At 69.5% G+C, this 24,049-nt stretch carries 18 protein-coding genes; 16 read left to right on the top strand and 2 right to left on the bottom strand.

Annotated features, from left to right (window positions below; translation table 11 throughout):
* The first annotated feature begins 20 nt into the window (after positions 1–20).
* From IEX49_RS04105 to IEX49_RS04070, 8 genes are all read left to right on the top strand, one after another.
* Positions 21–500, top strand: a complete 480-nt coding sequence (locus tag IEX49_RS04105) for an Lrp/AsnC family transcriptional regulator (RefSeq protein WP_188804477.1) — start codon at positions 21–23, stop codon at positions 498–500.
* A gap of 156 nt (positions 501–656) precedes the next feature.
* Entirely contained in the window at positions 657–2,459 is a 1,803-nt protein-coding gene (locus tag IEX49_RS04100; protein ID WP_268237698.1) for a thiamine pyrophosphate-binding protein, read from the top strand.
* A gap of 75 nt (positions 2,460–2,534) precedes the next feature.
* Positions 2,535–3,188: an IclR family transcriptional regulator gene (locus IEX49_RS04095; RefSeq protein WP_188804476.1), complete on the top strand. Its 654-nt coding sequence runs from the start codon at positions 2,535–2,537 to the stop codon at positions 3,186–3,188.
* A gap of 218 nt (positions 3,189–3,406) precedes the next feature.
* Positions 3,407–4,522: an isocitrate/isopropylmalate dehydrogenase family protein gene (locus IEX49_RS04090; RefSeq protein WP_188804474.1), complete on the top strand. Its 1,116-nt coding sequence runs from the start codon at positions 3,407–3,409 to the stop codon at positions 4,520–4,522.
* Positions 4,523–4,632: 110 nt separating this feature from the next.
* Complete coding sequence (locus IEX49_RS04085) at positions 4,633–5,643, top strand: NAD(P)-dependent oxidoreductase (protein WP_188804472.1); 1,011 nt, start codon at positions 4,633–4,635, stop codon at positions 5,641–5,643.
* 80 nt (positions 5,644–5,723) lie between these two features.
* Positions 5,724–6,971, top strand: coding sequence for a CaiB/BaiF CoA transferase family protein (locus tag IEX49_RS04080; protein WP_229672220.1), 1,248 nt, complete (start codon positions 5,724–5,726; stop codon positions 6,969–6,971).
* Positions 6,968–7,861, top strand: coding sequence for a hydroxymethylglutaryl-CoA lyase (locus IEX49_RS04075; RefSeq protein WP_188804470.1), 894 nt, complete (start codon positions 6,968–6,970; stop codon positions 7,859–7,861). Before IEX49_RS04080 ends, IEX49_RS04075 begins: the two co-directional genes overlap by 4 nt.
* Before the next feature lie 81 nt (positions 7,862–7,942).
* The gene (locus IEX49_RS04070; RefSeq protein ID WP_229672217.1) at positions 7,943–9,424 is read left to right on the top strand and encodes a 2-hydroxycarboxylate transporter family protein; all 1,482 of its coding nucleotides are present in this window, start codon (positions 7,943–7,945) and stop codon (positions 9,422–9,424) included.
* A 40-nt stretch (positions 9,425–9,464) separates the two neighbouring features.
* Here the strand turns inward: IEX49_RS04070 and IEX49_RS04065 are convergent, their stop codons facing one another.
* Positions 9,465–11,180, bottom strand: coding sequence for an HNH endonuclease (locus tag IEX49_RS04065; RefSeq protein WP_188804466.1), 1,716 nt, complete (start codon positions 11,178–11,180; stop codon positions 9,465–9,467).
* 257 nt (positions 11,181–11,437) lie between these two features.
* On the opposite strand from IEX49_RS04065, the gene IEX49_RS04060 reads away from it, so the two are divergent.
* The 8 genes from IEX49_RS04060 to IEX49_RS04025 all read left to right on the top strand — a co-directional run bounded on the left by IEX49_RS04060 (position 11,438) and on the right by IEX49_RS04025 (position 21,521).
* A complete protein-coding gene (locus IEX49_RS04060; RefSeq protein WP_188804464.1) occupies positions 11,438–13,054 on the top strand; it encodes a fumarylacetoacetate hydrolase family protein in 1,617 nt (538 codons plus the stop codon).
* Positions 13,051–13,746 (top strand): GntR family transcriptional regulator, encoded by a 696-nt coding sequence (locus tag IEX49_RS04055; protein WP_188804462.1) that lies wholly within the window; start codon positions 13,051–13,053, stop codon positions 13,744–13,746. Before IEX49_RS04060 ends, IEX49_RS04055 begins: the two co-directional genes overlap by 4 nt.
* A 17-nt stretch (positions 13,747–13,763) precedes the next feature.
* Complete coding sequence (gene hpaE, locus IEX49_RS04050) at positions 13,764–15,302, top strand: 5-carboxymethyl-2-hydroxymuconate semialdehyde dehydrogenase (protein WP_188804460.1); 1,539 nt, start codon at positions 13,764–13,766, stop codon at positions 15,300–15,302.
* Between the two features lie 85 nt (positions 15,303–15,387).
* Positions 15,388–16,554, top strand: a complete 1,167-nt coding sequence (hpaD, locus tag IEX49_RS04045; protein ID WP_188804458.1) for a 3,4-dihydroxyphenylacetate 2,3-dioxygenase — start codon at positions 15,388–15,390, stop codon at positions 16,552–16,554.
* Between the two features lie 19 nt (positions 16,555–16,573).
* Positions 16,574–17,359 carry a 2-keto-4-pentenoate hydratase gene (locus IEX49_RS04040; protein ID WP_188804456.1) on the top strand — a complete coding sequence of 262 codons (786 nt, stop codon included), beginning with the start codon at positions 16,574–16,576 and terminating at the stop codon, positions 17,357–17,359.
* Positions 17,344–18,156: an HpcH/HpaI aldolase family protein gene (locus tag IEX49_RS04035; RefSeq protein ID WP_188804455.1), complete on the top strand. Its 813-nt coding sequence runs from the start codon at positions 17,344–17,346 to the stop codon at positions 18,154–18,156. The genes IEX49_RS04040 and IEX49_RS04035 overlap by 16 nt, the downstream gene beginning before the upstream one ends.
* Positions 18,157–18,185: 29 nt before the next feature.
* Positions 18,186–20,081: an FAD-dependent monooxygenase gene (locus IEX49_RS04030; protein WP_188804453.1), complete on the top strand. Its 1,896-nt coding sequence runs from the start codon at positions 18,186–18,188 to the stop codon at positions 20,079–20,081.
* A gap of 57 nt (positions 20,082–20,138) precedes the next feature.
* The gene (locus IEX49_RS04025) at positions 20,139–21,521 is read left to right on the top strand and encodes an MFS transporter (protein ID WP_188804452.1); all 1,383 of its coding nucleotides are present in this window, start codon (positions 20,139–20,141) and stop codon (positions 21,519–21,521) included.
* A gap of 71 nt (positions 21,522–21,592) precedes the next feature.
* Here IEX49_RS04025 and IEX49_RS04020 read toward each other — a convergent pair whose 3' ends face one another.
* Positions 21,593–23,986, bottom strand: coding sequence for a heavy metal translocating P-type ATPase (locus tag IEX49_RS04020; protein WP_188804450.1), 2,394 nt, complete (start codon positions 23,984–23,986; stop codon positions 21,593–21,595).
* Positions 23,987–24,049 lie beyond the last annotated feature (63 nt).

The raw sequence follows: 24,049 nt of genomic DNA, 5'->3' as shown, positions 1-24,049 counted from the left end.
CCGGTGCCAGAATGGGCGCCATGCAACCAGACGACCTCGACGCTCGCCTCATCCAGCTGCTCACGGACGAGCCGCAGCTGCCCGTCCTGGAATGCGCTCGGCGATTGGGCGTGGCCCGCGGCACCGTGACCAGTCGGCTGGCCCGGCTCCACGCGAAGGGTGTGGTCTCGGCGATCGTCCCTCAGGTCGACCCCGCGGGGTTCGGGTACGACCTGGTGGCCTTCTGCTTCGTGGACATCATCCAGAACGTGGGGCACGGACCGGTGACGGAGGCGATCCTCGCGGCCATCCCGGAGGTCACTGACCTCTACACGGTCACCGGGGACCACGATCTCCACCTGCGTGTGGTGGCCCGCAACGGCCAGGACCTGCAGGACGTGCTGGACCGGATCTCCCAACTGGCCGGCGTGGCGCGCACCTCGTCCTCCCTGGCCCTGCGCACCCACATCCAGGGGCGCACGCTGCCTCTGCTCCATGCAGTGGCCGACTCGACTCCCTAGTGTCTTCCCGGCTGGTCAGACTGTCTGATCGAATGCCGGTAGATGCGGTCAGAATGTACAGGGTGTTCAGTCGATACGTGCTCGATTGCGTAGCGAGGAAACGCCGTACACACTTCTCGGCAAGGCCCGAAGTCCATCTCGCCGAGGAGTTTCACCGTGACCGCTGCGCCCGCCCCGACCGTCTCGCCCACCGTCGAGATGGCCGAGCCTGCTGACGTTCCCGTGCCGCCCACTGGTTCCGGTGACCCCGCCGTGCGCGCCACCGTCCCCCAGGCGGTGGCCCGCGTGATCCGCGAGAACACCGAGGTCCTCTTCGGACTCATGGGCAACGGCAACGCCCACCTGATCAGTGAGCTGACCAGCACGGGGTTCCCGCTCGTCACCGTCCGCCATGAGGCCGGAGCCGTGGCTGCCGCCGACGCCTACCACCGGGCCTCGGGCCGGGTCGGGGTCGCCACCGTCACCTACGGGGCCGGATTCACCAACACCCTCACCGCCCTCTCGGAGGCCGCGCTGGCCCGCATTCCCCTGGTGCTGATCGTGGGCGACGCCCCCACGACCGGGCCGCGGTACTTCGACGTGGACCAGGCCGGCATGGCGGCCGCCGCCGGGGTCGAGACCGTGCGTCTAGGCGCCGACGACCCGGCGGCCCAGGCCCGCCGCGCCTTCGCGGACGCCGCCTCCGGGAGGCGCCCGGTCGTCGTCGCCATCCCCTATGACCTCGTGGAGGTGCCGGTGCAGCAGCCCGCCGCCGCCCTGGACCTGCCCGCCGTGCCTGCCGCGACTGCTGAGCCGGAGGCCCCCTCCGCCGAGGAGCTGAGCGCGCTGCTCGCTGCCCTGCGCGGCGCCGAGCGTCCGCTGCTCGTCGCGGGACGCGGCGTCGTGGACTCGCCGGGCGCCCCCGCCGCCCTGCGTCGGCTGGCCGACTCGCTGGGGGCCTTCGTGGCGACCTCGGTGATGGCCCGCAACGTCGCGGGCGCCGAGGGGGACCTGGGCATCGCCGGGGGATTCGCGCGGACCGAACGCGTCGAGATCATGCGGCAGGCCGACGTCGTGCTCGTGGTCGGCGCCGGCATGAACCCCTTCCAGATGCGCTACGGCACCCTTTTCTCCGCCGAGGCCACCGTGCTGCAGGTGGACCACCGCGCCGAGGCGCGCCATGAGCGGACGGAGCACTTCCTGGTGTCCGACGCCGGCGCTGCCCTGAGCGCGCTCGCCGCCGCCTTCCAGCCCGCCCCGGCGGGCAACGGACGTCCTGATGGTGGCTGGCGCGCGCACCAGCCGATCCCGGCCGCCCCGACGCTGGACCCCGTGCGCGCCGATGGCACCGCCGAGGAGGGACTGGCTGCCGACGGCCGGCTCGACCCGCGCGCCATGGCCCTGGCCCTGGACGGGATCTTGCCCCCTGAGCGGACCTTCGTGCAGGACGGCGGTCACTTCATCGGCTGGGTGCCCCTGATGTGCTCGGTCCCGGATCCGCGCTCCCACCTGTTCGTCGGCACCGCGTTCCAGTCCATCGGATTGGGTTTCCCCTCCGCCGTCGGCGCCGCCGCGGCCCGGCCGGACCGCACCACGGTGCTGGTCACCGGTGACGGGGGCGGGCTGATGGCCCTGGCCGACCTGGAGAGCTTCGTGCGCCAGGCCCGGTCCGGCGTCGTGGTGGTCTTCAACGACGCCGCCTACGGGGCCGAGCTGCACCAGTACGCGGTCCGCGGCCTGGATGACGAGGCCATGCTCATCGAGGAGGTGGACTTCGCCGCCCTCGGCCGCGCGATGGGGGCCCAGGGCACCAAGGCCCGCAGCCTGGCCGACCTGGACGCCCTGACGGACTGGGTGGCCCGGGGCGCCGAGGGCGTCTTCGTGCTCGACCTGCCGATCTCCCGCCATGTGGTGGCCGAGTACATGGCCGAGTCGATGGCGGGCGCCCAGCCCGCGCCGCGCCCGTTGTCAGTGGACTGATCGACCGGCGCTCCCCGGTGCCGGTCCGGGACGTCGGCTGCCTGCCGGGCCCACCGGGTTCCCTAGGATGTGGGGATGAGTGATCGTGAGGGCGGGAACCGCATGCTGGAACGGGTGGCGGCCATCCTGGACGCCGTGGAGACCGGCCCGGCGTCGGCGAGTGAGATCGCCCGCCGGACCAAGCTGTCCGTCTCCACCGTGCACCGGCTCGCCCTCTCCATGGTCGACTTCGAGTTCCTCCGCCGTGACTCCGACGGCCGGTTCCGGCGTGGTGCGCGCTTCGTCCGCTCTGCCTTGGAGAACGCCGCACTGCCGATCCTGACCCTGCTCCGCGACAGTACCGACGAGACCGCCCAGCTCTGGGTGCGCCGCGGTGACGACCGCGTGTGCCTGGCCACCGTGGACAGCACGCAGGTCTTGCGTGCCGCGCTGCCCGCCGGCACCCGTCAGCCACTCCCCGCAGGTTCGGCCGGCCGGCTGCTGGCCCGTGAGGAGGAGGCCTGGGCCTCGATCGAACGGCATGGCTGGGTCGAGTCGGTCGGCGTGCGTACTCCGGGTCTCGGCTCGGTCAGCGCTCCGGTCTGGCTGGGCGGCGAGCTCGTCGGCGCGATCTGCGTGGCCGTGCCCCTCGCCCGCGTGGAGGACGGCCCCGGCGCGGACTTCGGTGCCCAGGCCGTCGAGGCCGCCACCACGCTGGCCGGCGTGATGATGACGCTCCGCCTGCCCTGAGCCCTCGGGCCGGCAACTGCGCGCAGGCGCCCGGGGGTCCGACGGTCTCCTGAGCGCCGTGAGCGCCGTGAGCGCCGTGTGCGCCGTGAGCACCGAGTGCGCGGGGCAGTGCGCAATTCTCTCAACACCCCCTTGTGAGCCGGATCACGCCTTGCTATGGTCTTCCCGCTAAATAGCAACGAGTTCCCAACCAGTGGGAACGTTTTGGTGGGAGAGACATGACTGAATACGACATCGCCGTCATTCCCGGAGACGGCATCGGGCCCGAGGTCGTCGAGGCCGCGCAGGCGGTCCTGGCGGAGTGCGAGACGCGCTACGGGCTGACGCTGAACTACACCACGTATGACTTCAGCGCTGACCTGTACCGCCGTACCGGACGGAAGATCACCGCTGCCGATATGGACGAGATCGGCATGCGGGACGCCGTGCTGTTCGGTGCCATGGGTCTTCCTGACGTGCGCGGTCCGGAGGGCCTGGAACTGGGGGCCCAGGTGGAGATGCGAGCCCACTACGGCCTCTTCTCGAGCCTTCGGCCGGTCCGGCTCTTCCCGGGCGTCGACGGCCCGCTCAAGGCGGAGAAGGTCGACATGCTGGTGATCCGGGAGACCTCGGAGGGGATGTTCGCGGGACTGGCCGATGAACACGAGCCCAGCGACGAGAGCGCGAGCGATCGCATGACGATCACGCGGGCCACCAGCGAGAAGCTCTTCGACGTGGCGTTCTCGCAGGCGCGGGCACGCCGCAAGCGGGGGACCCCAGGTCATGTGACGCTCCTGCACAAGTCCAACGCCCTGCGCAGCAATGTCCTGCTGGAGAAGGTGTTCGACGAGGTCGCCGCACGGAACGCCGATATCGGCAGCGCCAAGTACTACATCGACGCGGGATCGATGTACATGGTCACCGATCCGGGGCGCTACGACGTCATCGTCTCGGAGAACATCTTCGGCGACATCGTCTCCGAGGTCGCAGCCGGCCTCGTGGGCGGCCTCGGCGTCGCCCCGTCGGCCGACGTCAGTCTGACGCACGGCGTCTTCCAGCCGTCTCATGGCAGTGCCCCCGACATCGCGGGCCAGGGTATCGCCAATCCCACAGCGATGATCCTCTCGGCCGCGATGATGCTGGAGTGGTTGGGGGAGCGCCGCGGTGACGACCTCGCCACCCGCATCGCCCACGCCATCCAGGGCGCCGTCGAATCGACGCTGGCGATCGGCCCCCGGGCGCGGGACCTGGGTGGCTCCGCTGGCACCCGGGAGGTGACGGACGCAGTCATCAGCGCGCTTCCGCCACAGGTGGACTCCGGACGGCGGGAACACGTCGCCGCGGCTGGCCGATGACCCGGTGCCGTCCGGCCGCCACCCCTTCTTCCTTCTCTTCTTCCCTCTCTCCCCTCCTCACCAGGTCCCCACGCCACCGGCCGGGGCCGCCCTGCGAAAGGCGCACACCCGTGACGTACAAGGTCCTGTTCATCAATCCCCTCAGGGACTACATCGACCGTCTGGTGGCGGCCGCACCGGAAGGTTTCAGGGTGACCGTCATGCCGCCGGGGACGGACGTCGAGGACCTCTGCCGCGAGGCCGCGGACGCTGATTTCCTGATCTCGGGCGTCGAGGTCCCTGAGGCGGTCTTCCGGGCCGCCTCGAAGGCGAAGTTCATCCAGTACATGAGCTCCGGCTATGGCCAGCTCTCCCTCGGGGTTCTCGATGACCTGGGCATACCGGTGGCGCAGATGAAGACACACTCCATCTCCGTCGCGGAGCATGCGGTCACCCTGGTCCTGACACTGCTGCGGCGGATCCCTGCCTCGATGCAGTTGATGCGGGACGGGAAGTGGCGCGAGGACCTGGACGAGACGTCTTACTCCGAGCTGTACGGCAAGACGGTCGGCATCGTCGGGCTGGGCAATATCGGCCGATGGGTCGGCAAGGTGGTCCATCACGGTTTCGGTGCCGAGGTGATCTTCTATGACAACGCGGAGATCCCGCTGACCGTCTCCGAGCTCGTCCCGGCCCGGCCCGTCTCCCTGGACGAGCTCATGCGGACCTCTGACATCGTCTGCGTCAGTGTCCCGTTGAACGCCGGGTCCGAGAGGCTGATCGGTGAGGACGAGCTCGCCCTCATGAAGAAGACAGGCGTCCTCGTGAACGTCGGTCGCGGTGAGGTCGTGGACGAGCGTGCGCTCATCGAGTCTCTGCGGGAGGGACGCATCGCCGGGGCCGGGCTCGATGTCTATAACCGGGAGCCCCTGGATGCTGCGAGCGAGCTGCTGGAGATGGAGCAGGTGGTGTGCACGCCGCACATGGCGGGAGTCGGCTGGGAGAACGTCCAGCGCCGGATCGCCACCGTGTGGCAGAACATCGAGGCCGTGCTGCGGGGCGACGTCCCGACCGGCGTCGTCACTCAGGTCAAGCGACCGGCGAACCTCGAGCCCGCCGCCTCGGAAGATGTCCTCTTGTGATGCGCATCACGTCCTGCTACCGTCCTACCGCTAAATAAGAACTGCTTCCCAGCCAATGGGAAGCATTGAGGAGAATCCCCGTGACCGAGAGCATTGACACCGGAGAGAACACCCTCCCGCTGCAGGGCATCCGCGTCCTCGAGCTGGGCAGCTTCATCGCCGCCCCCTTCGCCGCCCGCATCTTCGGCGACTTCGGCGCCGAGGTCATCAAGGTGGAGCGGCCCCTCGGCGGCGACGAGCTGCGCGACTGGCGCAAGACCCGTGGGGACACGTCCATGCTGTTCCGCACCATGGGCCGCAACAAGAAGTCCGTCGCCCTGGACCTGCGCAGCGAACTCGGCCGTGAGGCTGTGCTGAAGATGGCGGCGGGCGCCGACGTCGTCATCGAGAACTTCCGCCCGGGCACCCTGGAGAAGTGGGGGCTGGGGCCAGACGAGCTGATGGCCCAGAACCCCGACCTCGTCATGGTCCGCATCTCCGGCTACGGGCAGACCGGGCCGTACAACGACCGTGCCGGGTTCGGCAGCTCGGCGGAGTCCTTCGCCGGGCTGCGCTACATCACCGGCGAGCCGGACCGGCCAGCAGGCCGCGCCGCCGCCTCCCTGGGAGACACCGTCGCCGGCCTCTACGGTGTCATCGGCGCCCTGATGCTCATGGTGCAGAAGGCGCGCGGAGGGGACACCCGCGGCCAGCAGGTCGTGGACGTGGCGCTGTACGAGGGAGTGTTCAGCCTCCTGGAGTCCCTCGTCCCGGACTATGACGCCTACGGCATGGTCCGCCAGCGCACCGGCGGCCGCCTACCCGGCGTGGTGCCGACGGGGTCGTATGCCACCGGTGACGGGCTGGAAGTGGTCATCGGCGGCAACTCCAACTCGGTGTTCAAGCGCCTGATGCGTGCCGTGGGTCGGCCGGACCTCGCCGAGGACGAGTCCCTGACCACCACCGAGGCCCGAGGCGCCCGCGAGGAGGAGCTCAACGGCATCATCTCCGCGTGGACCGAGGGCCGTTCGCTCCAGGAGGTCTTGGAGGTCCTCAGCGAGGAGGGCGTCCCGGCCGGCCCGGTCTACGACGCGCCGTCGATCGCCCAGGACGAGCACTACATCGCCCGCGGCATGATCGAGACCCATGAGGTCGTCGTCGAGGACGAACCGGAGTTGATCCGCTTCCCCGGGGTGGTCCCCAAGATTCCCGGCCACGAAGGCCGCGTGGCCTGGGTCGGGCCGAATCTCGGTGAGCACACCGAGGAGGTGCTGCGGGAGATCGCCGGCTTCGACGGCGACCAGATCGCGGCAGCCTCCGCTGCCGGTGCCGAGGCGGTGCGCTCATGACTCCGGCTCTCCCGGGGGCGGGCATCCAGGTCACGGACGTCTTCCTGCGGGACGGCCTTCAAGACGAGGCCGTGACCCTCGCTCCCGCCCAGCGCGTGGAGATCGGCGAGGCCATCGCCGCAGCCGGAGTGCGGCGCATGGAGGTCGCCTCCTTCGTCCATCCCCGGCGGGTGCCACAGATGGCCGGAGCCGAGGAGGTGGTCCAGTCCCTGCAGGTCAGCACGACGGCGGAACTCACTGTCCTGGCGCTCAACGGCCGGGGAGTGGAGCGGGCCGTGGCGGCCGGAGCCGGCCACATCCAGATCGTCGCCTCCGCCAGCCAGGCGCACTCGAGCGCCAACGCCGGGCGCACCGTCGAGCAGGCCCTGCACGATCTGGGTGACCAGGTGGCGGCATGCCCCGGTGTCGACTTCTTCGCCGGGATCTCCACAGCGTTCACCTGCCCGTTCGAGGGGCGCATCGATCCGGAGCGCCTGCTGTGGATGGTCCGGTCCTTCAAGGACATGGGTGTCACGGACATCGGCCTGGCGGACACGCTCGGCACCACGCCCACCGCGGAGCTGGTCGCCAGCCTGGACCACGTGCTCGCCGGCGAGCCGAACCTGACCTACTACTTGCATCTGCACAACGCCCACGGCCAGGCGCTGGCCACCGTGGACGCGGCCATCGAACGCGGCATCACCCGCTTCGACGCCGCCCTCGGCGGCTACGGGGGTTGCCCCTTCGCCCCCGGGGCAGCCGGCAACCTCTCCACGGGCGACCTGGTCCGGCACCTGCACGAGCAGGGCCACCGGACCGGTATCGACGAAGACCTCCTCGCCGTGGCCACCTCCTTGGCGCGGGATCTGGTCAGCACTGCCCCGCGCCTGCCAGAGGCTTCGAACGCCTGAGCCTCCCCATCGACCACGAACGTTGCCCGGCTCTCCATCGCGACCCGGGCTGAACGACCCCTCTCCAGGAAAGAGACCACCATGTCCACCATGTCCACCAACGACACCCAGGGCGGCCGCCGTGCGGCCGCCACGTCCCGGGCGGAGGATGACGACCTCCGCGGGGCGCTCGAGCAGGAGATCACCGCCGGCACGCAGTCGGTCTTGGCCCGACCCGTCGAGAAGTCCGTCGACGGACGCGGCGGCGTGCACCACCCCGGGGCCGGATGGAAGCGGATTGCGAGCGTGCCGATCCCGCTGTACCTGATCATGGTGGCCGTGGTGGTCGTGGCCGCGGTGACCGAGACGCTTCCGGCGTCGATGTTGTCCGGATTCGCCGTGACCATTCTGCTGGGCGGGCTGTTCATCTGGCTCGGCAACCGGGTGCCCGTGGTCCGCGACTACGGCCTGCCGACCATCCTGTGCACGTTCGCCCCGGCCACCTTGGTGTACTTCGGCCTGGTTCCGGAGCCACTGGTGACCGTGGCCAGCACCTTCATCGACGAGCAGGGCTTCCTGGACTTCTTCGTCATGGCCATCATCGCCGGATCCATCCTCGGTATGCCCCGCGCGCTGCTGGTCAAGGCCGGGCCGCGCTTCGCGGTGCCGGTGTTGGGCACCATCATCGTGACCTTCCTGGTCATCGGCCTCGTGTCGATGATGTTCGGCAACGGCTTCATCGAGGGCATGCTGCTGGTCGCAGCGCCCATCATGGCCGGCGGTCTGGGGTTGGGTGCCCTGCCGATGTCCGAGATGTACGCCGCCCGCACGGGGCAGGACGCCTCGGCGTTCATGGGTGACCTCATGTCTGCCGTGGTTCTGGCCAACGTCTTCTGCATCATCTTCGCCGGCCTGCTCAACGGTCTGGGCAAGAACAAGCCGACCCTGTTCGCCGGCTTCTCCGGCAACGGTGACCTGATCCGGGTCAAGGGTGATCGTCGTGATCTCTCGATGCCGAAGAAGGGTGGGCAGTCCACCTACATCACGCTCGGCAAGGGGCTGCTGTTCGCCGCCGTCATCTTCGTGGTCGGCGAGCTGATGGGTGCCTACCTGACCTTCCTCCACCCCTACGCCTGGGCCATCATCATCATGGTGGTCCTCAAGCTGACCGGCTGGCTGCCCAAGGACCTGGAGGAGTCTGCCACCGATTGGGGTGATCTCATCAACGCGGTGCTGGTCCCGGCGCTGCTCGTGGGCGTCTCCCTGACGTATATCAAGATCGACGAAGTACTGGTCTCGTTGGCCGACCCGACCTTCATCGCGCTGACGTTCCTCTGCGTGCTGGTGGCGGGCCTGTCGGCGGGGATCATCGGGTGGCTGGTGAAGTTCAACTTCGTGGAGGTCGCCATCGTTCCGGGACTCGTCATGGCGGACACGGGCGGCTCCGGTGATGTCTCGGTGCTCAGCGCCTCCGAGCGCATGCACCTGATGCCGTTCGCGGCCATCACCAACCGCATCGGCGGCACCCTGGTGCTCTTCGTGACCTCGCTGATGGTGCCGCTGTTGGCAACCGGAGCCCTCTGAGCCATGCGGGGCACGGCGGAACTATCAACGCAGAGGCCCCCTAGGAGACGGGCGAGGGATCAGCGGTGGCATGGCGCGCCACGGCTGCGGTCATCAGCAGCTGGATCAGGCCTAGCTCGAGGAGGCTGGTGGCCGGTCGGTAGGTGACGTGGCCGGGCAGGGGATCAGGTCGCGTCTTCGACGTTGAGCCGGGCCATGGTTGCGGCGGGAGTTCGGGCCATGGTTCTGGCCGCGGTTCTGGGGGCCGTTGAGGTGGCCGGTTCCCCGGCGGCACGGTGGGTCGACCGGCGGGGCGTCCGGAGTGCGGCCCTGGTGGTGCTCCGGCCACGAGTGGCGGGGTACGGACGGTGTAGTGGTGTCCGGTCGGGGTGGTGACCTCCAGCCGGTCACCGTCTGAGGTGTGGGTCCAGGCGGGGTTCTCCTTGGTGTAGTTGCATCGGGCGCACAGTCCGGAGGCGTTCGCGGCGCTGGTGGGTCCGCCGTCCCGGTAGGGGGTGACGTGGTCCACGTGCTTGACCGGGGCATCGCAGTAGGGGGTGCGGCAGGTGTCGTCGCGCACCAGGATCAGCTGGCGCAGGGCCCCGGAGAAGGTGCGGCGCTTCGAGTCCATGGCCACGAGCTGTCCGGAGGTCGGCTCGGTGTACAGCCGGCGGATGAAGACCTCGGCCTGCGTGTCCGTGATGACCCGCCGGGCCACCTCGGCCGGCAACGGCCCCTGCCCGACCAGCCACGCCGGAACCTCTGACCCTCCCGTCCGGTCCAGTTCCGCCTGACCCTGTTCCGCCTGGTTTCGGCCCGGCTGGTTTCGTTCCGCCTGGCCCCCGACGGGTCGGTCTGTGCTGGGTGGGGCTGTGCCGGTGGAGCTCTCGGCGGTTCGATCCTGACCTGCTGGGTTCCGGTGTTCGGCGTCGGCCTCCTCGGCCTCGTCGGTCTCGGGGCCGCCCCAGAGCGACCGGTCGGTCATGACCAGGTGGATCTCCACGGGCAGGTCTTCGGCCTGGGTCTGTCCGGTGATGCGCTCCACGAGGAGGTCGGCCATGACCTGGTCCTGGGTCCGCTCGGCCCGGTCTCCGGTGCCGACGGTGGTGGCCGCTGACTTCTTCAGGGCCCCGAGGCAGCCCACGGCCTGGGCCATCGGCAACAGCGCCGTCAGGTACGCCATCGCCCCGGGCGCGGGGCGCACCGAGACCCGGCGCTCCCGCACGGACCGGTTCATCTGCTCCACCGCGGAGGCCTGGTCCAGCCGTTGGGCGTGGGCCCGGGCCACCCCGGCCAGCTTCTTCACCCCCAGCACCTCGAGACGACCGGCCATGAGCTCGTCCACCTGACGCCGGGCCTGAACCGGCAGCCACGCGGTCTCCCGACACATGATGGTGGCCTTCCATTCCGAGATCGCCCCCCGCGTCAGGGCGGCCAGGGTGTGTGGCATCTCCTCGCATAGGGCGCGGGCCAGGCCCAGGTCCCGGGACCCGGTATTCGGCGACTCCCGGCGCGCCAACGCCACCTCGGCGGCCAACCCGCGGCCACGGTCCCGGACGGGCACACCCTGCTCGGCCTCGGCCTGCGTCCTGAGCCCGTGCAGGGCCGCCGTGGTCCTCGCCTGCGCCGCCGCACACGCCGCCTTGAGTTCCTCCAGGGCCCGGATACGGTCCACCGCCTCGGCCTCCGAGGCCGGCGTCGGCAGGCTCGACAGCATGGAGACGCACGAGAGCAGATCTGCCGCACCGCCGTCTTCCCGCACCGAATCCTCGAACATGTGTTCTACATTAAGCGACCCCGAAGACGCCGTAAAGACCCCGGTACCCAGCTGTGGATACCCCAGCAGAGACCGCGGATTCCCCGTTTCCCGGTCCGCCACGCGGCCCTGGTCTTGGCCACCTCGGGCACTGCCACGCGGATTTCCTCCAGGGGTGGCCAAGGTCACGCTGAATCGTATACGATCACGGAAAGAGATCGGGGTCACTCCGACTGACCCCGGATCATGAGCCCCGGACGCGACGAAAGCAGGAGACGATGACCGAGGATGCCGCAGCGGGCCGATCGACAGCACAGGCGGCCGGCCCCGTGGACTTCACGGCCCGCCAGAACCGCCCCGGCAAGGTGGTGGCCCTGCACCTGAACTACCCCTCGAGGATCGCCCAGCGCGGCCGGTCCCCGAAGTTCCCCGGGTATTTCCTCAAGGCCGGCACCTCGATCGCCCGCACCGGAGAGGCCATCGAACGCCCGGCCGGCACCGAGCTGCTGGCCTACGAGGGGGAGATCGCCCTCGTCATCGGTGAGACCTGCCGCCGAGTATCCCCGGAACAAGGCTGGTCCAAGGTCTCCGGGATCACCGCTGCCAACGACTGGGGCCTCTACGACCTGCGCCATGCGGACAAGGGCTCCAACCTCAAGAACAAATCCGGTGACGGGTACACGCCGCTCGGTCCGAACGTCATCCCGGCCGCCGACCTGGATCCCACGAAGCTCCGCGTGCGCACCTGGGTCAACGGCGAGCTGACTCAAAACGACACCACCGAAGGACTCGTGTTCCCCTTCGGCCAACTGATCGCCGACCTCTCCCAGCTGATGACCCTGGAGGCGGGCGACGTCATCCTGACCGGAACCCCGGCCGGCTCCTCCGTGGCCCAGCCCGGCGACGTCGTCGAGGTCGAGGTCGACGCCCCGGACGCCCCCGGCGCACCGAGCACGGGACGGTTGGTCACCCACGTCGCCGCCTCGGAGATCCCGATGGCCGCCTACGGGCACGGCCCGCAGGTGGACGATACCCAGCGGGAGGAGGCCTGGGGGTCCCGCGAGGCCGCAGGCCTGGCGCCGCAACCGGCCGCCGCCTCCGGTGAGACGGCCGGCGGCGGTGAGGGGGCCGGCGTCGGGAACCTGCACTACGTGCCCTCCACCCCGGAGGCGGACCGCGGCCTGCTCACGGAGGAGTTGAAGTCGAGGATCAACGAGACGGCCGTCGCCACCATCACCGCCCAGCTGCGCAAGCGCGGCATCGACAACGCGACCATCGACGGCGTCCGGCCCACCCACCCCGGCCGGCGCATCCTCGGCTACGCCAAGACCCTGCGCTACGTGCCCAACCGCGAGGACCTGTTCAAGGCCTTCGGTGGCGGGTTCAACGCCCAGAAGCGCGCCATGGACTCGGTCCAGCCGGACGACGTGGTGGTCATGGAGGCCCGCGGGGAGAAGGGCACCGGCACGCTCGGTGACGTCCTGGCGCTGCGCGCCAAGGTCCGCGGCGCGGCCGCGGTGGTGACCGACGGCGGCGTGCGGGATTCCGCGGCCGTCGCCGAGGTGGGCCTCCAGGTCTACTCCAACGGCAACCACCCGGCCGTGCTCGGTCGGCGACACATCCCCTGGGAGGTGGGCGGCACGATCGCCTGCGGTGGTACCACCATCCAGCCGGGAGACATCGTCATCGGCGACGACGACGGTGTGGTGGTGGTTCCCCCCGCCCTGCTGGAGGAGGTCATCGCGGATGCCTGGGAGCAGGAACAGCAGGATGCCTGGGTCTACGAGCAGGTCGAGGCGGGCCACCCGGTCGACGGGCTGTTCCCGCCGAACGCCGAGTGGAAGGCGAAGTACGAGCAGTACCGCGCGTCCCGCCCGAACCGGGGCGAGCGATGACCACGATCGCCGCCGACGCGGCCTCGTCCAAGGCGGACCTGGCCTACCAGCGGATCCTGTCCGGCATCAATGCCGGCCGCTATGCCCCGGGGGCCCGGCTGGTGCTCGCCCAGCTCGCCGCCGAACTCGAGATGTCCGTGGTCCCCGTGCGGGAGGCCATCCGGCGCCTGCAGTCGGAGTCGGTGGTGGCCTACACCCGTAACGTCGGGGCGACCGTGATCGGGATCGACCCGGAGATCTACCACGACACCATGGAGACGCTCGCGCTGGTGGAGGGCTACTCCACGGCACTGTGCGCTCCTTTGGTCACCGCGGAGGAGATCGAGAGGGCGCGGGCCATCAACGAGCGGATGCGAGGGCTCCTGACGGACTTCAACGCCGTGGAGTTCACCCGTCTGAACAAGGAATTCCACTCCGTGCTGTTCGAGCACCACCAGAACAGCCACATCCTGGACCTCGTCCACCGGGGCTGGGCACGCCTGGCGGCGCTGCGTTCCTCGACCTTCGCCTACGTCCCCCACCGTGCCGACAGCTCGGTGGCCGAACACGACCACCTGCTGGACCTGATCGCCGCCGGTGCCGAGTTCGGCGCGGTGGAACAGGCCGCCCGTCACCACCGACTCAACACCCTGAACGCCTACCTGGACCACGTCGCCGCCAGCAACGGCGACGCCGACTCACCATCTGTCTGACGACCGAGAGGACCATCATGACTGCCCAGAGCAACGACTTCGTTCCCGCGAACCTGCCTTCGACCATCCAGCACTACATCGGCGGACAGCACGTCGACTCCATCGACGGGGACACGTTCGACGTGCTGAACCCGGTCACCAACAAGCCCTACCTGCAGGCCGCCTCCGGCAAGGTCGCGGACATCGATGCCGCCGTGGCCGCCGCCAAGGACGCCTTCGAGAACGGTCCGTGGCCGACCATGCTCCCGCGCGAGCGCTCCAGGGTGCTGCACAAGATCGCGGACATCGTGGAGACCCGCGGTCAGGAACTGGCCGAGATGGAGTGCTACGACACCGGGCTGCCGATCTCCCAGGCCCTGGGCCAGGCCCGTCGCGCTGCCGAGAACTTCCGCTTCTTCGCGGACCTGATCGTGGCCCAGCACGACGATGCCTTCAAGGTTCCCGGCCGCCAGGCGAACTACGTCAACCGCAAGCCGATCGGCGTGGCCGGGCTCATCACCCCGTGGAACACCCCGTTCATGCTCGAGTCCTGGAAGCTCGGCCCGGCCATCGCCACCGGGAACACCGTGGTGCTCAAGCCGGCGGAGTTCACCCCGCTGTCCGCCTCCCTCTGGCCGGGCATCTTCGAGGAGGCCGGTCTGCCGGCCGGTGTGTTCAACATGGTCCACGGCTATGGCGAGGAGGGCTTCGCCGGGGACTCTCTGGTCAAGCACCCGGACGTGCCGCTGATCTCCTTCACCGGCGAATCCCGCACCGGGCAGATCATCTTCGGCAACGCGGCCCCCTACCTCAAGGGCCTCTCCATGGAACTCGGCGGCAAGTCCCCGGCCGTGGTCTTCGAGGACGCGGACCTTGACGCGGCGATCGACGCCACCGTCTTCGGTGTCTTCTCCCTCAACGGCGAACGCTGCACCGCTGGCTCCCGCATCCTGGTCCAGCGGGGCATCTACGACGAGTTCGTGGAGCGCTACTCGGCCCAGGCGAAGCGCGTGAAGGTCGGCCTGCCGCACGAGGAGACCACCGAGGTCGGCGCCCTGGTCCACCCCGAGCACTTCGAGAAGGTCATGTCCTATGTGGAGATCGGCAAGTCCGAGGCCCGGCTGACCGCCGGCGGCGGGCGCCCAGAGGAGTTCCCCGAGGGCAACTTCATCCAGCCGACCGTGTTCGCCGACGTGTCCCCGGACGCCCGGATCTTCCAGGAGGAGATCTTCGGCCCGGTGGTGGCCATCACTCCGTTCGACACGGACGAGGAGGCCCTCGAACTGGCCAACAACACCAAGTACGGCCTGGCCGCATACATCTGGACGAACGACCTCAAGCGCTCCCACAACTTCGCCCAGAACGTCGAGGCGGGCATGGTCTGGCTGAACTCCAACAACGTCCGTGACCTCCGCACCCCCTTCGGCGGCGTGAAGGCCTCCGGACTGGGGCACGAGGGCGGCTACCGCTCGATCGACTTCTACACCGACCAGCAGGCCGTGCACATCAACCTCGGCGAGGTCCACAACCCCGTCTTCGGCCGGCAGGAGCAGGCCGCCGAGGACCTCCAGGCGTGACCGGATCCGGCTGCTCCGCGCCCGACGGGCTGTCTACCCAGGCTGCCCCGTCCGCCCCGACTTCCCCGACAGAGTAAGGACCATCATGACCCACCTCGACGACCGGACGATGACGTCCTCGGGCTTCTACGTCTCCCAGGAAGCCCCCATCGTCTCCGACAATCCCGTCCCGACCCCGCAGGCCCCGGCCCCGGACATCCTGCGCTGCGCCTACATGGAGCTCATCGTGACCGACCTGGCGGCGTCCCGCCAGTTCTACGTCGACATCCTCGGGCTGTACGTCACCGAGGAGGACGACGAGGTCATCTACCTCCGCTCCACAGAGGAGTTCATCCACCACAACCTCATCCTGCGCAAGGGCGAGCTGGCCGCGGTGCGGGCGTTCTCGTACCGGGTGCGCGCACCCGAGGACCTGGACAAGGCGGTCGCGTTCTACGAGGAGCTCGGCTGCCGCGTGGAGCGCCGCAAGGAGGGCTTCACCAAGGGCATCGGCGACTCCGTCCGCGTGGAGGACCCGCTGGGCTTCCCGTACGAGTTCTTCCACCAGAGCGAGCACGTCGAGCGCATGTCGTGGCGCTACGACCTGCACATCCCGGGTGAGCTCGTGCGTCTGGACCACTTCAACCAGATCACGCCCGACGTGCCACGCGCGGTGAAGTACATGCAGGACCTCGGCTTCCGCGTCACGGAGGACATCCAGGACGACGAGGGCACGGTGTACGCCGCGTGGATGCGTCGCAAGCCCACCGTGCACGACACCGCCATGACCGGCGGCGACGGCCCGCGCATGCACCACGTGTGCTTCGCGACGCACGAGAAGCACAACATCCTCGCGATCTGCGACAAGCTCGGCGCACTCCGCCGTTCCGACTCGATCGAACGCGGTCCCGGCCGCCACGGCGTCAGCAACGCGTTCTACCTGTACCTGCGCGACCCGGACGGGCACCGCGTCGAGGTCTACACGCAGGACTACTACACCGGCGACCCGGACAACCCCGTCGTCACGTGGGACGTGCACGACAACCAGCGTCGTGACTGGTGGGGCAACCCCGTGGTCCCGTCCTGGTACACCGACGGCTCGCTCGTGCTCGACCTGGACGGCAACCCGCAGCCGGTCATCGAGCGCACCGACAACAGCGAGATGGCGGTGACGATCGGTGCCGACGGGTTCTCCTACACCCGTGAGGGCGACGCCGCCGGCACCTACCAGGGCGAGGCCGCCAAGGGCTTCAAACTCGGACACCAGCTGTAGAGGCAGGGGACGCACGGACATGCTTGACCACTCAACGCACACGGCGATCGCCGATGAGCTGCACCGGGCCGGTGAGGACCGGACGCCGGTTCCCCTGCTCACCGCGCGGTACCCGGACATGGGGATCGAGGACTCCTACGCGGTCCAGGGGATCTGGGCCCAGCGGCAGATCGATGCCGGCCGGAAGAAGGTCGGCCACAAGATCGGCCTGACCTCCAAGGCCATGCAGGACGCCACCGGGATCGATGAACCGGACTACGGGGTGATCTTCGACGACATGGTGATGGAGTCCGGCCACGTCTTCGAGTGGTCCCGTTACACGCATCCGAGGGTCGAGATGGAGCTGGCCTTCGTGCTGAAGGACACCCTGGCTGGCCCGGGGGTGACGCTGTTCGACGTCCTGCGCGCCACGGAGTATGTGGTGCCGGCGCTGGAGGTGCTGGACTCCCGGATCGAGATGGAGGGGCGCACGATCACCGACACCATCAGTGACAACGCCGCGATGGGCGCCATGGTGTTCGGCGGCCGCCCGGTGGCGCCCGACGCCGTGGACCTGCGCTGGGTGGCCGGGATGCTGTCCCGCAACCAGGAGATCATCGAGACGGGCGTGGCCGCCGGGGTGCTCAACCACCCGGCCAACGGGGTGCACTGGCTGGCGAACCGGATCGCGGGGCACGGGGACGTGCTGGAGGCCGGGGAGATCATCCTGGCCGGCTCCTTCACCCGGCCCATGTGGGTCTATGCCGGGGACACCGTCTACGCCGACTACGGGAACCTGGGGACCGTGACATGCCGATTCGCCTAGAACCACAGCCCAGCCTCAAGAACCTGTTCAGCGCGCAGGCGCGCGCCGACCGGGACGGCCGGGCCCCGGCCGGGATGTTCATCAACTCGGCCGACCCGTCCGTCACCGAGATCTGCGCCTCCGCAGGCATGGACTTCCTGTTGGTCGACGGCGAGCACGCCCCGTTGGGCCTGGAGACCATCCAGTCCCAGCTGCGGGCCATGGCCGGATACCCGGTCATCCCCGTGGTCCGGGTGCCCGCCCTGGACCCGGTGCTGGTCAAGCAGTACCTGGACCTGGGTGCGCAGTCCCTCGTCATCCCGATGGTGGACAGCGCCGAGGACGCCGAGCGGGCCGTCCGCGCGATGCACTACCCACCGCGCGGGATGCGCGGGGTCGGGTCCGCCCTGGCGCGCTCGGCGCGCTGGAACCGGGTCCCGGACTACCTGGCCCGTGCCGGGGACCTGGTGACCCTGGTGGTGCAGATCGAGTCCGCGGCCGCCGTCGCCGCCGCCGGGCAGATCGCGGCCGTGGACGGAGTGGACGGGATCTTCGTCGGTCCCTCCGACCTGGCCGCCTCCATGGGACTGATCGGGCAGCAGAACCACCCGGACGTCGTCGCCGCGGTGAAGGCCGTGATCGGGCAGGCCCGGGAGGCCGGCCGGTTCGTCGGCGTCAACGCCTTCGCCCCGGACCAGGCCCGGGACTACCTGGCCGCCGGCGCCGATTTCGTCAACGTGGCGGCCGACGTCGCCCTGTTGGCCCGCGCCACCGAGGCCCTCGCCGACACCTGGTGTGCCACCGGCACCACCGAATAGAACGCTAGAAGACCTGTAGAGGAGACCACATGCTGTTTCACCACAACGGGTACGTGTCCGGGGACCCGCGCGTGCAGCCCGCCGCCGGCGTGGGCGTGGACCGTTCCCCCGAGCTGCCCGAGACCATGGACGTCCTGGTGGTCGGCGCAGGACCGGCCGGCATGACCGCCACCGCCCAGCTGGCCAGCTTCCCCGAGGTCATGACCTGCCTCGTCGACCGCCGCCCGCAGCGGCTGGCGATCGGCCAGGCCGACGGCATCCAGGCCCGGAGCGTCGAGACGTTCCAGGCCTTCGGGTTCGCCGAGGAGATCGTCGCGGAGGCGTACCACCTGACGGAGATGAACTTCTGGAAGCCGGACCCCCAGGAGAGCGGCCACATCATCCGCACCGCGCGGGCCGTGGACGACCCGGCCGGGGTCAGCGAGTTCCCGCACCTGATCGTCAACCAGGCCCGGGTGCTGGACTACTTCGCCCGGTTCGCCCGTCACGCGCCGTCCCGCACCGAGCCCTACTGGGGCTGGGAGTTCGTCTCCCTTGAGATGGGCGAGGGCGAGTACCCGGTGACCGTCACGCTGAAGCGCACCGGTGAGACGCCCGACGGCGGCGTGAACCCGGGCGAGACCCGGACCATCCGCACCAAGTACGTCGTCGGCGGAGACGGAGCGCACTCGAAGGTCCGCCGGGACATCGGCGCGCAGCACGTGGGTGCCGTGTCCTACCACGCCTGGGGCGTCATGGACGTCATCGCGGAGACCGACTTCCCGGACATCCGCACCAAGTGCGCCATCCAGTCCGAGCACGGCTCGATCCTGCACATCCCGCGCGAGGGCGGCTTCCTGTTCCGGATGTACGTGGACCTGGGTGAGGTGGACCAGAACGATGCCGGCGCCGTGCGCAAGACCCCGATTGAGTCGATCATCGCCCAGGCCAACCAGATCGTCTCGCCCTACACGGTGGACGTGAAGGACGTGGCGTGGTGGAGCGTCTACGAGGTGGGTCACCGGGTGACCGACCGGTTCGACGACGTCCTGGCCGAGGACGTCGGCCAGCGTCACCCCCACGTGTTCATCGCCGGCGACGCCTGCCACACCCACTCGGCGAAGGCCGGTCAGGGCATGAACGTCTCCATCCAGGACGCGTTCAACCTGGGCTGGAAGCTGGGCCACGTGCTGACCGGGCTCAGCCCGGAATCGCTGCTGTCCACCTACTCGGCCGAGCGACAGCCGGTGGCCCAGAAGCTCATCGACTTCGACCGTGAGTGGTCCTCGATGATGGCCGCCAAGCCGGAGGAACTGGAGAGCGCCACCGCGCTGGAGGACTTCTACCAGAAGACCGCGGAGTTCCCGGCGGGCTTCATGACGGAGTACCCGGCCGGAATGCTCGTGGCGGATGCCTCCCACCAGGCGCTGGCCAGCGGGTTCCCGCTCGGCAAGCGTTTCAAGGCGCACCCGGCCAAGCGCGTCTCCGACACGACTCCGCACCGCTTCGGTCATCAGCACACGGCGGACGGGCGCTGGCGGATCTATGCCTTCGCCGACGCCGCGGTGTCCTCCGCGCAGGACTCGGCGCTGCGGGCGTGGGCCCAGTGGCTGGACTCCGAGGACTCCCCGGTCCGTCGCTTCACCCCCGCGGGCCGTGACCTGGACGCGCTGTTCGACGTCCAGGTGGTCTACCAGCAGCCCCACGAGGAGGTGGAGCTGATGAAGACGCCCTCGATCTTCCGTCCGCAGGTCGGCCGGTTCCAGGTCTCCAACCTCAACAAGGTCTGGGGCGTGGACCCGGAGGACGACTTCTTCGAGGCGCGCGGCCTGAGCCGCGACGGCGTGATCGTGGTGGTCCGGCCGGACCAGTACGTGGCCGCCGTGCTGCCGCTGAGCGCCACGGAAGAGCTCACGGACTTCTTCGAGCCGATCTTCACCCCGTGACCCCGGCCTGCCCCGGCAGCCACGCACATCTTCTCAGCACCACCCAACGAGGTACCCATGACTGAAACCCGACACTCTGACCGGGCCAACCAACGCCGCGTCGCTGCCGCCACCCTGGTCGGCACCACCGTGGAGTGGTATGACTTCTTCATCTACGCCACGATGGCCGGCCTGGTCTTCTCCCAGCTGTTCTTCGAGCCGGCGGGGGAGTCGATCGGCCTGCTGCTGTCCTTCGCGTCGGTGGGCATCTCCTTCCTGTTCCGCCCGCTCGGGGCGTTCCTGGCGGGCCACTACGGGGACAAACTGGGCCGCCGCGTCATCCTGGTGGTCACGCTCATCATGATGGGCGGGGCCACCACCCTGATCGGCCTGTTGCCCACGTATGAGTCGGCCGGGGTCATCGCCCCGATCCTGCTGATCCTGCTCCGCGTGCTCCAGGGCGTCTCCGCCGGGGGCGAGTGGGGTGGCGCGGCGCTGATGGCCGTGGAACACGCCCCGGCGAAGCGCCGCGGGCTGGCAGGCTCCATGCCCCAGCTCGGCGTGCCCTTGGGTCTGTTGCTGGCCACCGGGGTGACCGCCCTGATGACCGGCGTGATCTCCCCTGGGGAGCAGTTCCTTGAGTGGGGCTGGCGGATTCCCTTCATCGCCTCCGTGGTGCTGATCGGGGTCGGCTACTTCGTCCGGATGGCCGTGGACGAGTCCCCGGTGTTCAAGGAGATGGCCGAGAAGAAGGAGCAGACGAGTGTCCCGATCGTGGAGCTGTTCCGCAAGTACTGGCACCTGGTGCTCCTGGCCTCGCTGATCTTCGTGGGCAACAACTCGGTGGGCTACATGTCCACCGGCGGGTTCATCCCCTCCTACGCCACCTCAGACGACATCGGGCTGGACAACACCGACGTGTTGATCGCCATGACGTTCGCCGCCGCGGTGTGGTTGCTCTCCACCCTCGGGGCCGGAATCCTCTCGGACTACATCGGGCGGAAGCGGACGTATCAGCTCGGCTATGTCTGGCTGATCCTGTCGGTCTGGCCCCTGTTCCTGCTCATCGACACCGGCAGCCTGGCGAACCTCTACCTGGGCCTGGGGATCATCTGCATCGGCACCGGGCTGACCTACGGGCCGCAGGCCGCCCTCTACTCGGAGCTTTTCCCCGCCTCCATCCGGTTCTCCGGGGTGTCCATCTCCTATGCGATCGGCGCCATCCTCGGCGGGGCGTTCGCGCCCATGATCGCCCAGGCCCTTCTGGACGCCACCGGATCCTCCGGGGCCATCGCCGTCTACCTCATCGGGATGTGCGTGGTGGCGCTGATCGCCGTGACCCTCGTCCGGGACCGCTCCGGAATCGACCTCTCCATCCACAACCAGGCCGAGCAGGAGGTCGGGTGCACGGTGTTCGATCAGCGCCCCGTGCCGGCAGCCCGCGAGATGTCCTCGCACTAGGGTTGCCTGGGCGGCGGTTGCTCGGTGCCGGACATCGGGTGATGAGCGCGCTCAGCGCCTGACCGCCGCTGTCAGCGCGCGAACCGCGTCAGCCGCAGCGAGTTGGCCACCACCAGCACCGAGCTCAGTGCCATCGCTGCGCCGGCCAGCATCGGGTTGAGCAGGCCGAGGGCGGCCACCGGGATGCCGAGCGTGTTGTAGGCGAAGGCCCAGAACAGGTTCGACTTGATGATGCCCAGCGTCTTCCGGCTGAGCTGCACCGACTGCACCACCTGGCCCAGCGAGGAGCCCATCACGGTGATGTCCGCGGCCTCACGGGCCACGTCCGTCCCGGATCCCATGGCGATCCCGAGGTCGGCCTGGGCCAGGGCGGGGGCGTCGTTCACGCCGTCGCCCACCATGGCCACCACGCGGCCGGCCTCCTGCAGCTCGATCACCTTGGCCACCTTGTCTTCGGGGCGTACCCCGGCGAACACGTCCTCCGCGGAGATCCCGACGGCGGCCGCCACCTGGGTGGCGACCTGCGCGTTGTCCCCGGTCAGCAGGATGGGGCGCAGTCCGAGTCGCGTGAACTCGGTGATCGCCGGAGCCGACGACTCCTTGATGGTGTCCTGCAGGGAGATGATCCCAGCGACCCGGCCGTCCACGGAGACCCAGATCGCGGTGGCGCCTGCGGCCTCGGCGGCGGCGAGCTGCTGCTCCTCGGCGGCGGTCAGGGTACCGGAGTCCACCTGGGTGGAGATGTAGCTGGACCGCCCCGCCGCCACGGTGTGGGACTGGACCGTTCCGCGCACGCCCCCGCCGGCGGCGGACTCGAAGCCGGTCACCTCCGGGACGGTGCTGCCGGCGGAGGCAGCAGCTTCGCGGGCCGCCGTGGTGATCGCGGCGGCGATGGGGTGCTCGGAGTGCGACTCGACGGCTCCGGCCAGGCGCAGGACCTGATCGGCGTCGTGGCCGTTGAGGGGCGTGACGGAGGTGACGGCGAGGTCGCCGGCCGTCACGGTACCGGTCTTGTCCAGCACGATCGTGTCCACGGTGCGCGTGTCCTCAAGGACTTCCGGGCCGCGGATGAGGATGCCCAGCTGTGAGGCGCGGCCGGTGCCGGCCAGCAGGCCGACGGGCGTGGCCAGGCCCAGCGCGCAGGGGCAGGCGATGACCAGGACGGCGACGGCGGCGCGGAAGGCCGCGTGCAGGTCACCCGAGAAGAGGAGCCAGAGGGCGAAGGTGATGACGGCGATCACGAGCACGATCGGCACGAAGACCGCGGAGATGCGGTCCGCCAGCCGGGCGATCGGAGCCTTTCCCGTCTGGGCATCGGAGACGAGCCGGCCCATCTGGGCGAGCGTGGTGTCCGAGCCGGTCCGGGTGGCGCGGACCAGCAGCCGTCCAGAGGTGTTGACGGTGGCACCGGTGACGGTGTCCTCCGGGCCGACCTCCTCGGGGACCGATTCACCGGTGATCAGCGAGGTGTCCACGGCGGAATGGCCGGAGACCACGTAGCCGTCCGTGGCGACCTTCTCACCCGGGCGGACCACGAACTCGTCACCGGGCACCAGCTGGGCCGCCGGAACGGTGACCTCCACGCCGTCGCGCAACACCGTGGCGGTCTTGGCGCCGAGATCCAGCAGCGACTTCAGGGCGTGGCCGGCCCGCTTCTTGGCGCGCGCCTCCAACCAGCGGCCGAGGAGCAGGAAGGTGGTGACCACGCCGGCGGTCTCGAAGTACAGCTGGTGATCGGCCATGCTGGCCATGGAGGCCATGCCACCGCCGCCCATGGCGGCACCAGCGTGGGCGGTCATGGCCGGGTCCAGCAGGAGTTCGGCCGTGGAGAAGCCCCAGGCGGCGAGCACGCCGATCGAGACGAGGGTGTCCATGGTCGAGGATCCGTGGCGGGCGGCCTTGAAAGCGGCGGTGTGGAACGGCCAGGCCGCCCAGAAGGTCACCGGTGTGGCCAGGGCGAGGGCCACCCAGCCCCAGTGGGGAAACTGCAGGGCAGGCACCATGGAGATCAGGAACAGCGGGATGGTGAGGACGGCGGCCCCGATGAGTCGAGGCTTGATCACGTCGTCCGAGGGGCCGTGGTTCAGGTGGTCTTCGTGTCCCTCGTGACCGTCAGGTCCGTGATTGCCGTGGTCGCCGTCGCCCGACTCCTCGCCGTGGCCGGGCGCAGGGTGACGAGAGCCCGTGACGGGGGTGGAGGTGTGCTCATGTGGTGCGTGGCGGATCGAGGCGGAGTAGCCGGCCCGGTCCACGGCGGCGATGATCTCCTCGTCGGTGACGGAGGACGGGACCGTGACGGCGGCGGCCTCCAAGGGCAGGTTGACCGTGGCGGTGACACCCTCGAGCTTGCCGAGTTTGCGCTCCACCCGCCCGACGCACGAGGCACACGTCATGCCGGTGATCTCCAGATCCACCCGGCGAGTCCCGCTGTCCTCGGCGGCTGCGCTTTTCACTCTCTCGCTCATGGCAAGCTCTCCTGTCCATCTTGTGTTCTTCGCGGGCCGATAACGGCCCGTTGTTGTCCTGCC

This window comes from Citricoccus zhacaiensis (assembly GCF_014645315.1).
Lineage (GTDB): Bacteria > Actinomycetota > Actinomycetes > Actinomycetales > Micrococcaceae > Citricoccus > Citricoccus zhacaiensis.
Note: the sequence above shows the minus strand (reverse complement) of the source record. Positions and strands in the feature narration are given on the sequence as shown.

Excerpts from the sequence above, each read along its gene's own strand:
- IEX49_RS04105 (WP_188804477.1), top strand. The coding sequence starts at position 21 with ATGCAACCAGACGACCTCGACGCTCGCCTCATCCAGCTGCTCACGGAC.
- IEX49_RS04095 (WP_188804476.1), top strand. The coding sequence starts at position 2,535 with ATGAGTGATCGTGAGGGCGGGAACCGCATGCTGGAACGGGTGGCGGCC.
- IEX49_RS04090 (WP_188804474.1), top strand. The coding sequence starts at position 3,407 with ATGACTGAATACGACATCGCCGTCATTCCCGGAGACGGCATCGGGCCC.
- IEX49_RS04075 (WP_188804470.1), top strand. The coding sequence starts at position 6,968 with ATGACTCCGGCTCTCCCGGGGGCGGGCATCCAGGTCACGGACGTCTTC.
- IEX49_RS04070 (WP_229672217.1), top strand. The coding sequence starts at position 7,943 with ATGTCCACCATGTCCACCAACGACACCCAGGGCGGCCGCCGTGCGGCC.
- IEX49_RS04065 (WP_188804466.1), bottom strand. The coding sequence starts at position 11,180 with ATGTTCGAGGATTCGGTGCGGGAAGACGGCGGTGCGGCAGATCTGCTC.
- IEX49_RS04060 (WP_188804464.1), top strand. The coding sequence starts at position 11,438 with ATGACCGAGGATGCCGCAGCGGGCCGATCGACAGCACAGGCGGCCGGC.
- IEX49_RS04055 (WP_188804462.1), top strand. The coding sequence starts at position 13,051 with ATGACCACGATCGCCGCCGACGCGGCCTCGTCCAAGGCGGACCTGGCC.
- hpaE (WP_188804460.1), top strand. The coding sequence starts at position 13,764 with ATGACTGCCCAGAGCAACGACTTCGTTCCCGCGAACCTGCCTTCGACC.
- hpaD (WP_188804458.1), top strand. The coding sequence starts at position 15,388 with ATGACCCACCTCGACGACCGGACGATGACGTCCTCGGGCTTCTACGTC.
- IEX49_RS04040 (WP_188804456.1), top strand. The coding sequence starts at position 16,574 with ATGCTTGACCACTCAACGCACACGGCGATCGCCGATGAGCTGCACCGG.
- IEX49_RS04035 (WP_188804455.1), top strand. The coding sequence starts at position 17,344 with ATGCCGATTCGCCTAGAACCACAGCCCAGCCTCAAGAACCTGTTCAGC.
- IEX49_RS04030 (WP_188804453.1), top strand. The coding sequence starts at position 18,186 with ATGCTGTTTCACCACAACGGGTACGTGTCCGGGGACCCGCGCGTGCAG.
- IEX49_RS04025 (WP_188804452.1), top strand. The coding sequence starts at position 20,139 with ATGACTGAAACCCGACACTCTGACCGGGCCAACCAACGCCGCGTCGCT.
- IEX49_RS04020 (WP_188804450.1), bottom strand. The coding sequence starts at position 23,986 with ATGAGCGAGAGAGTGAAAAGCGCAGCCGCCGAGGACAGCGGGACTCGC.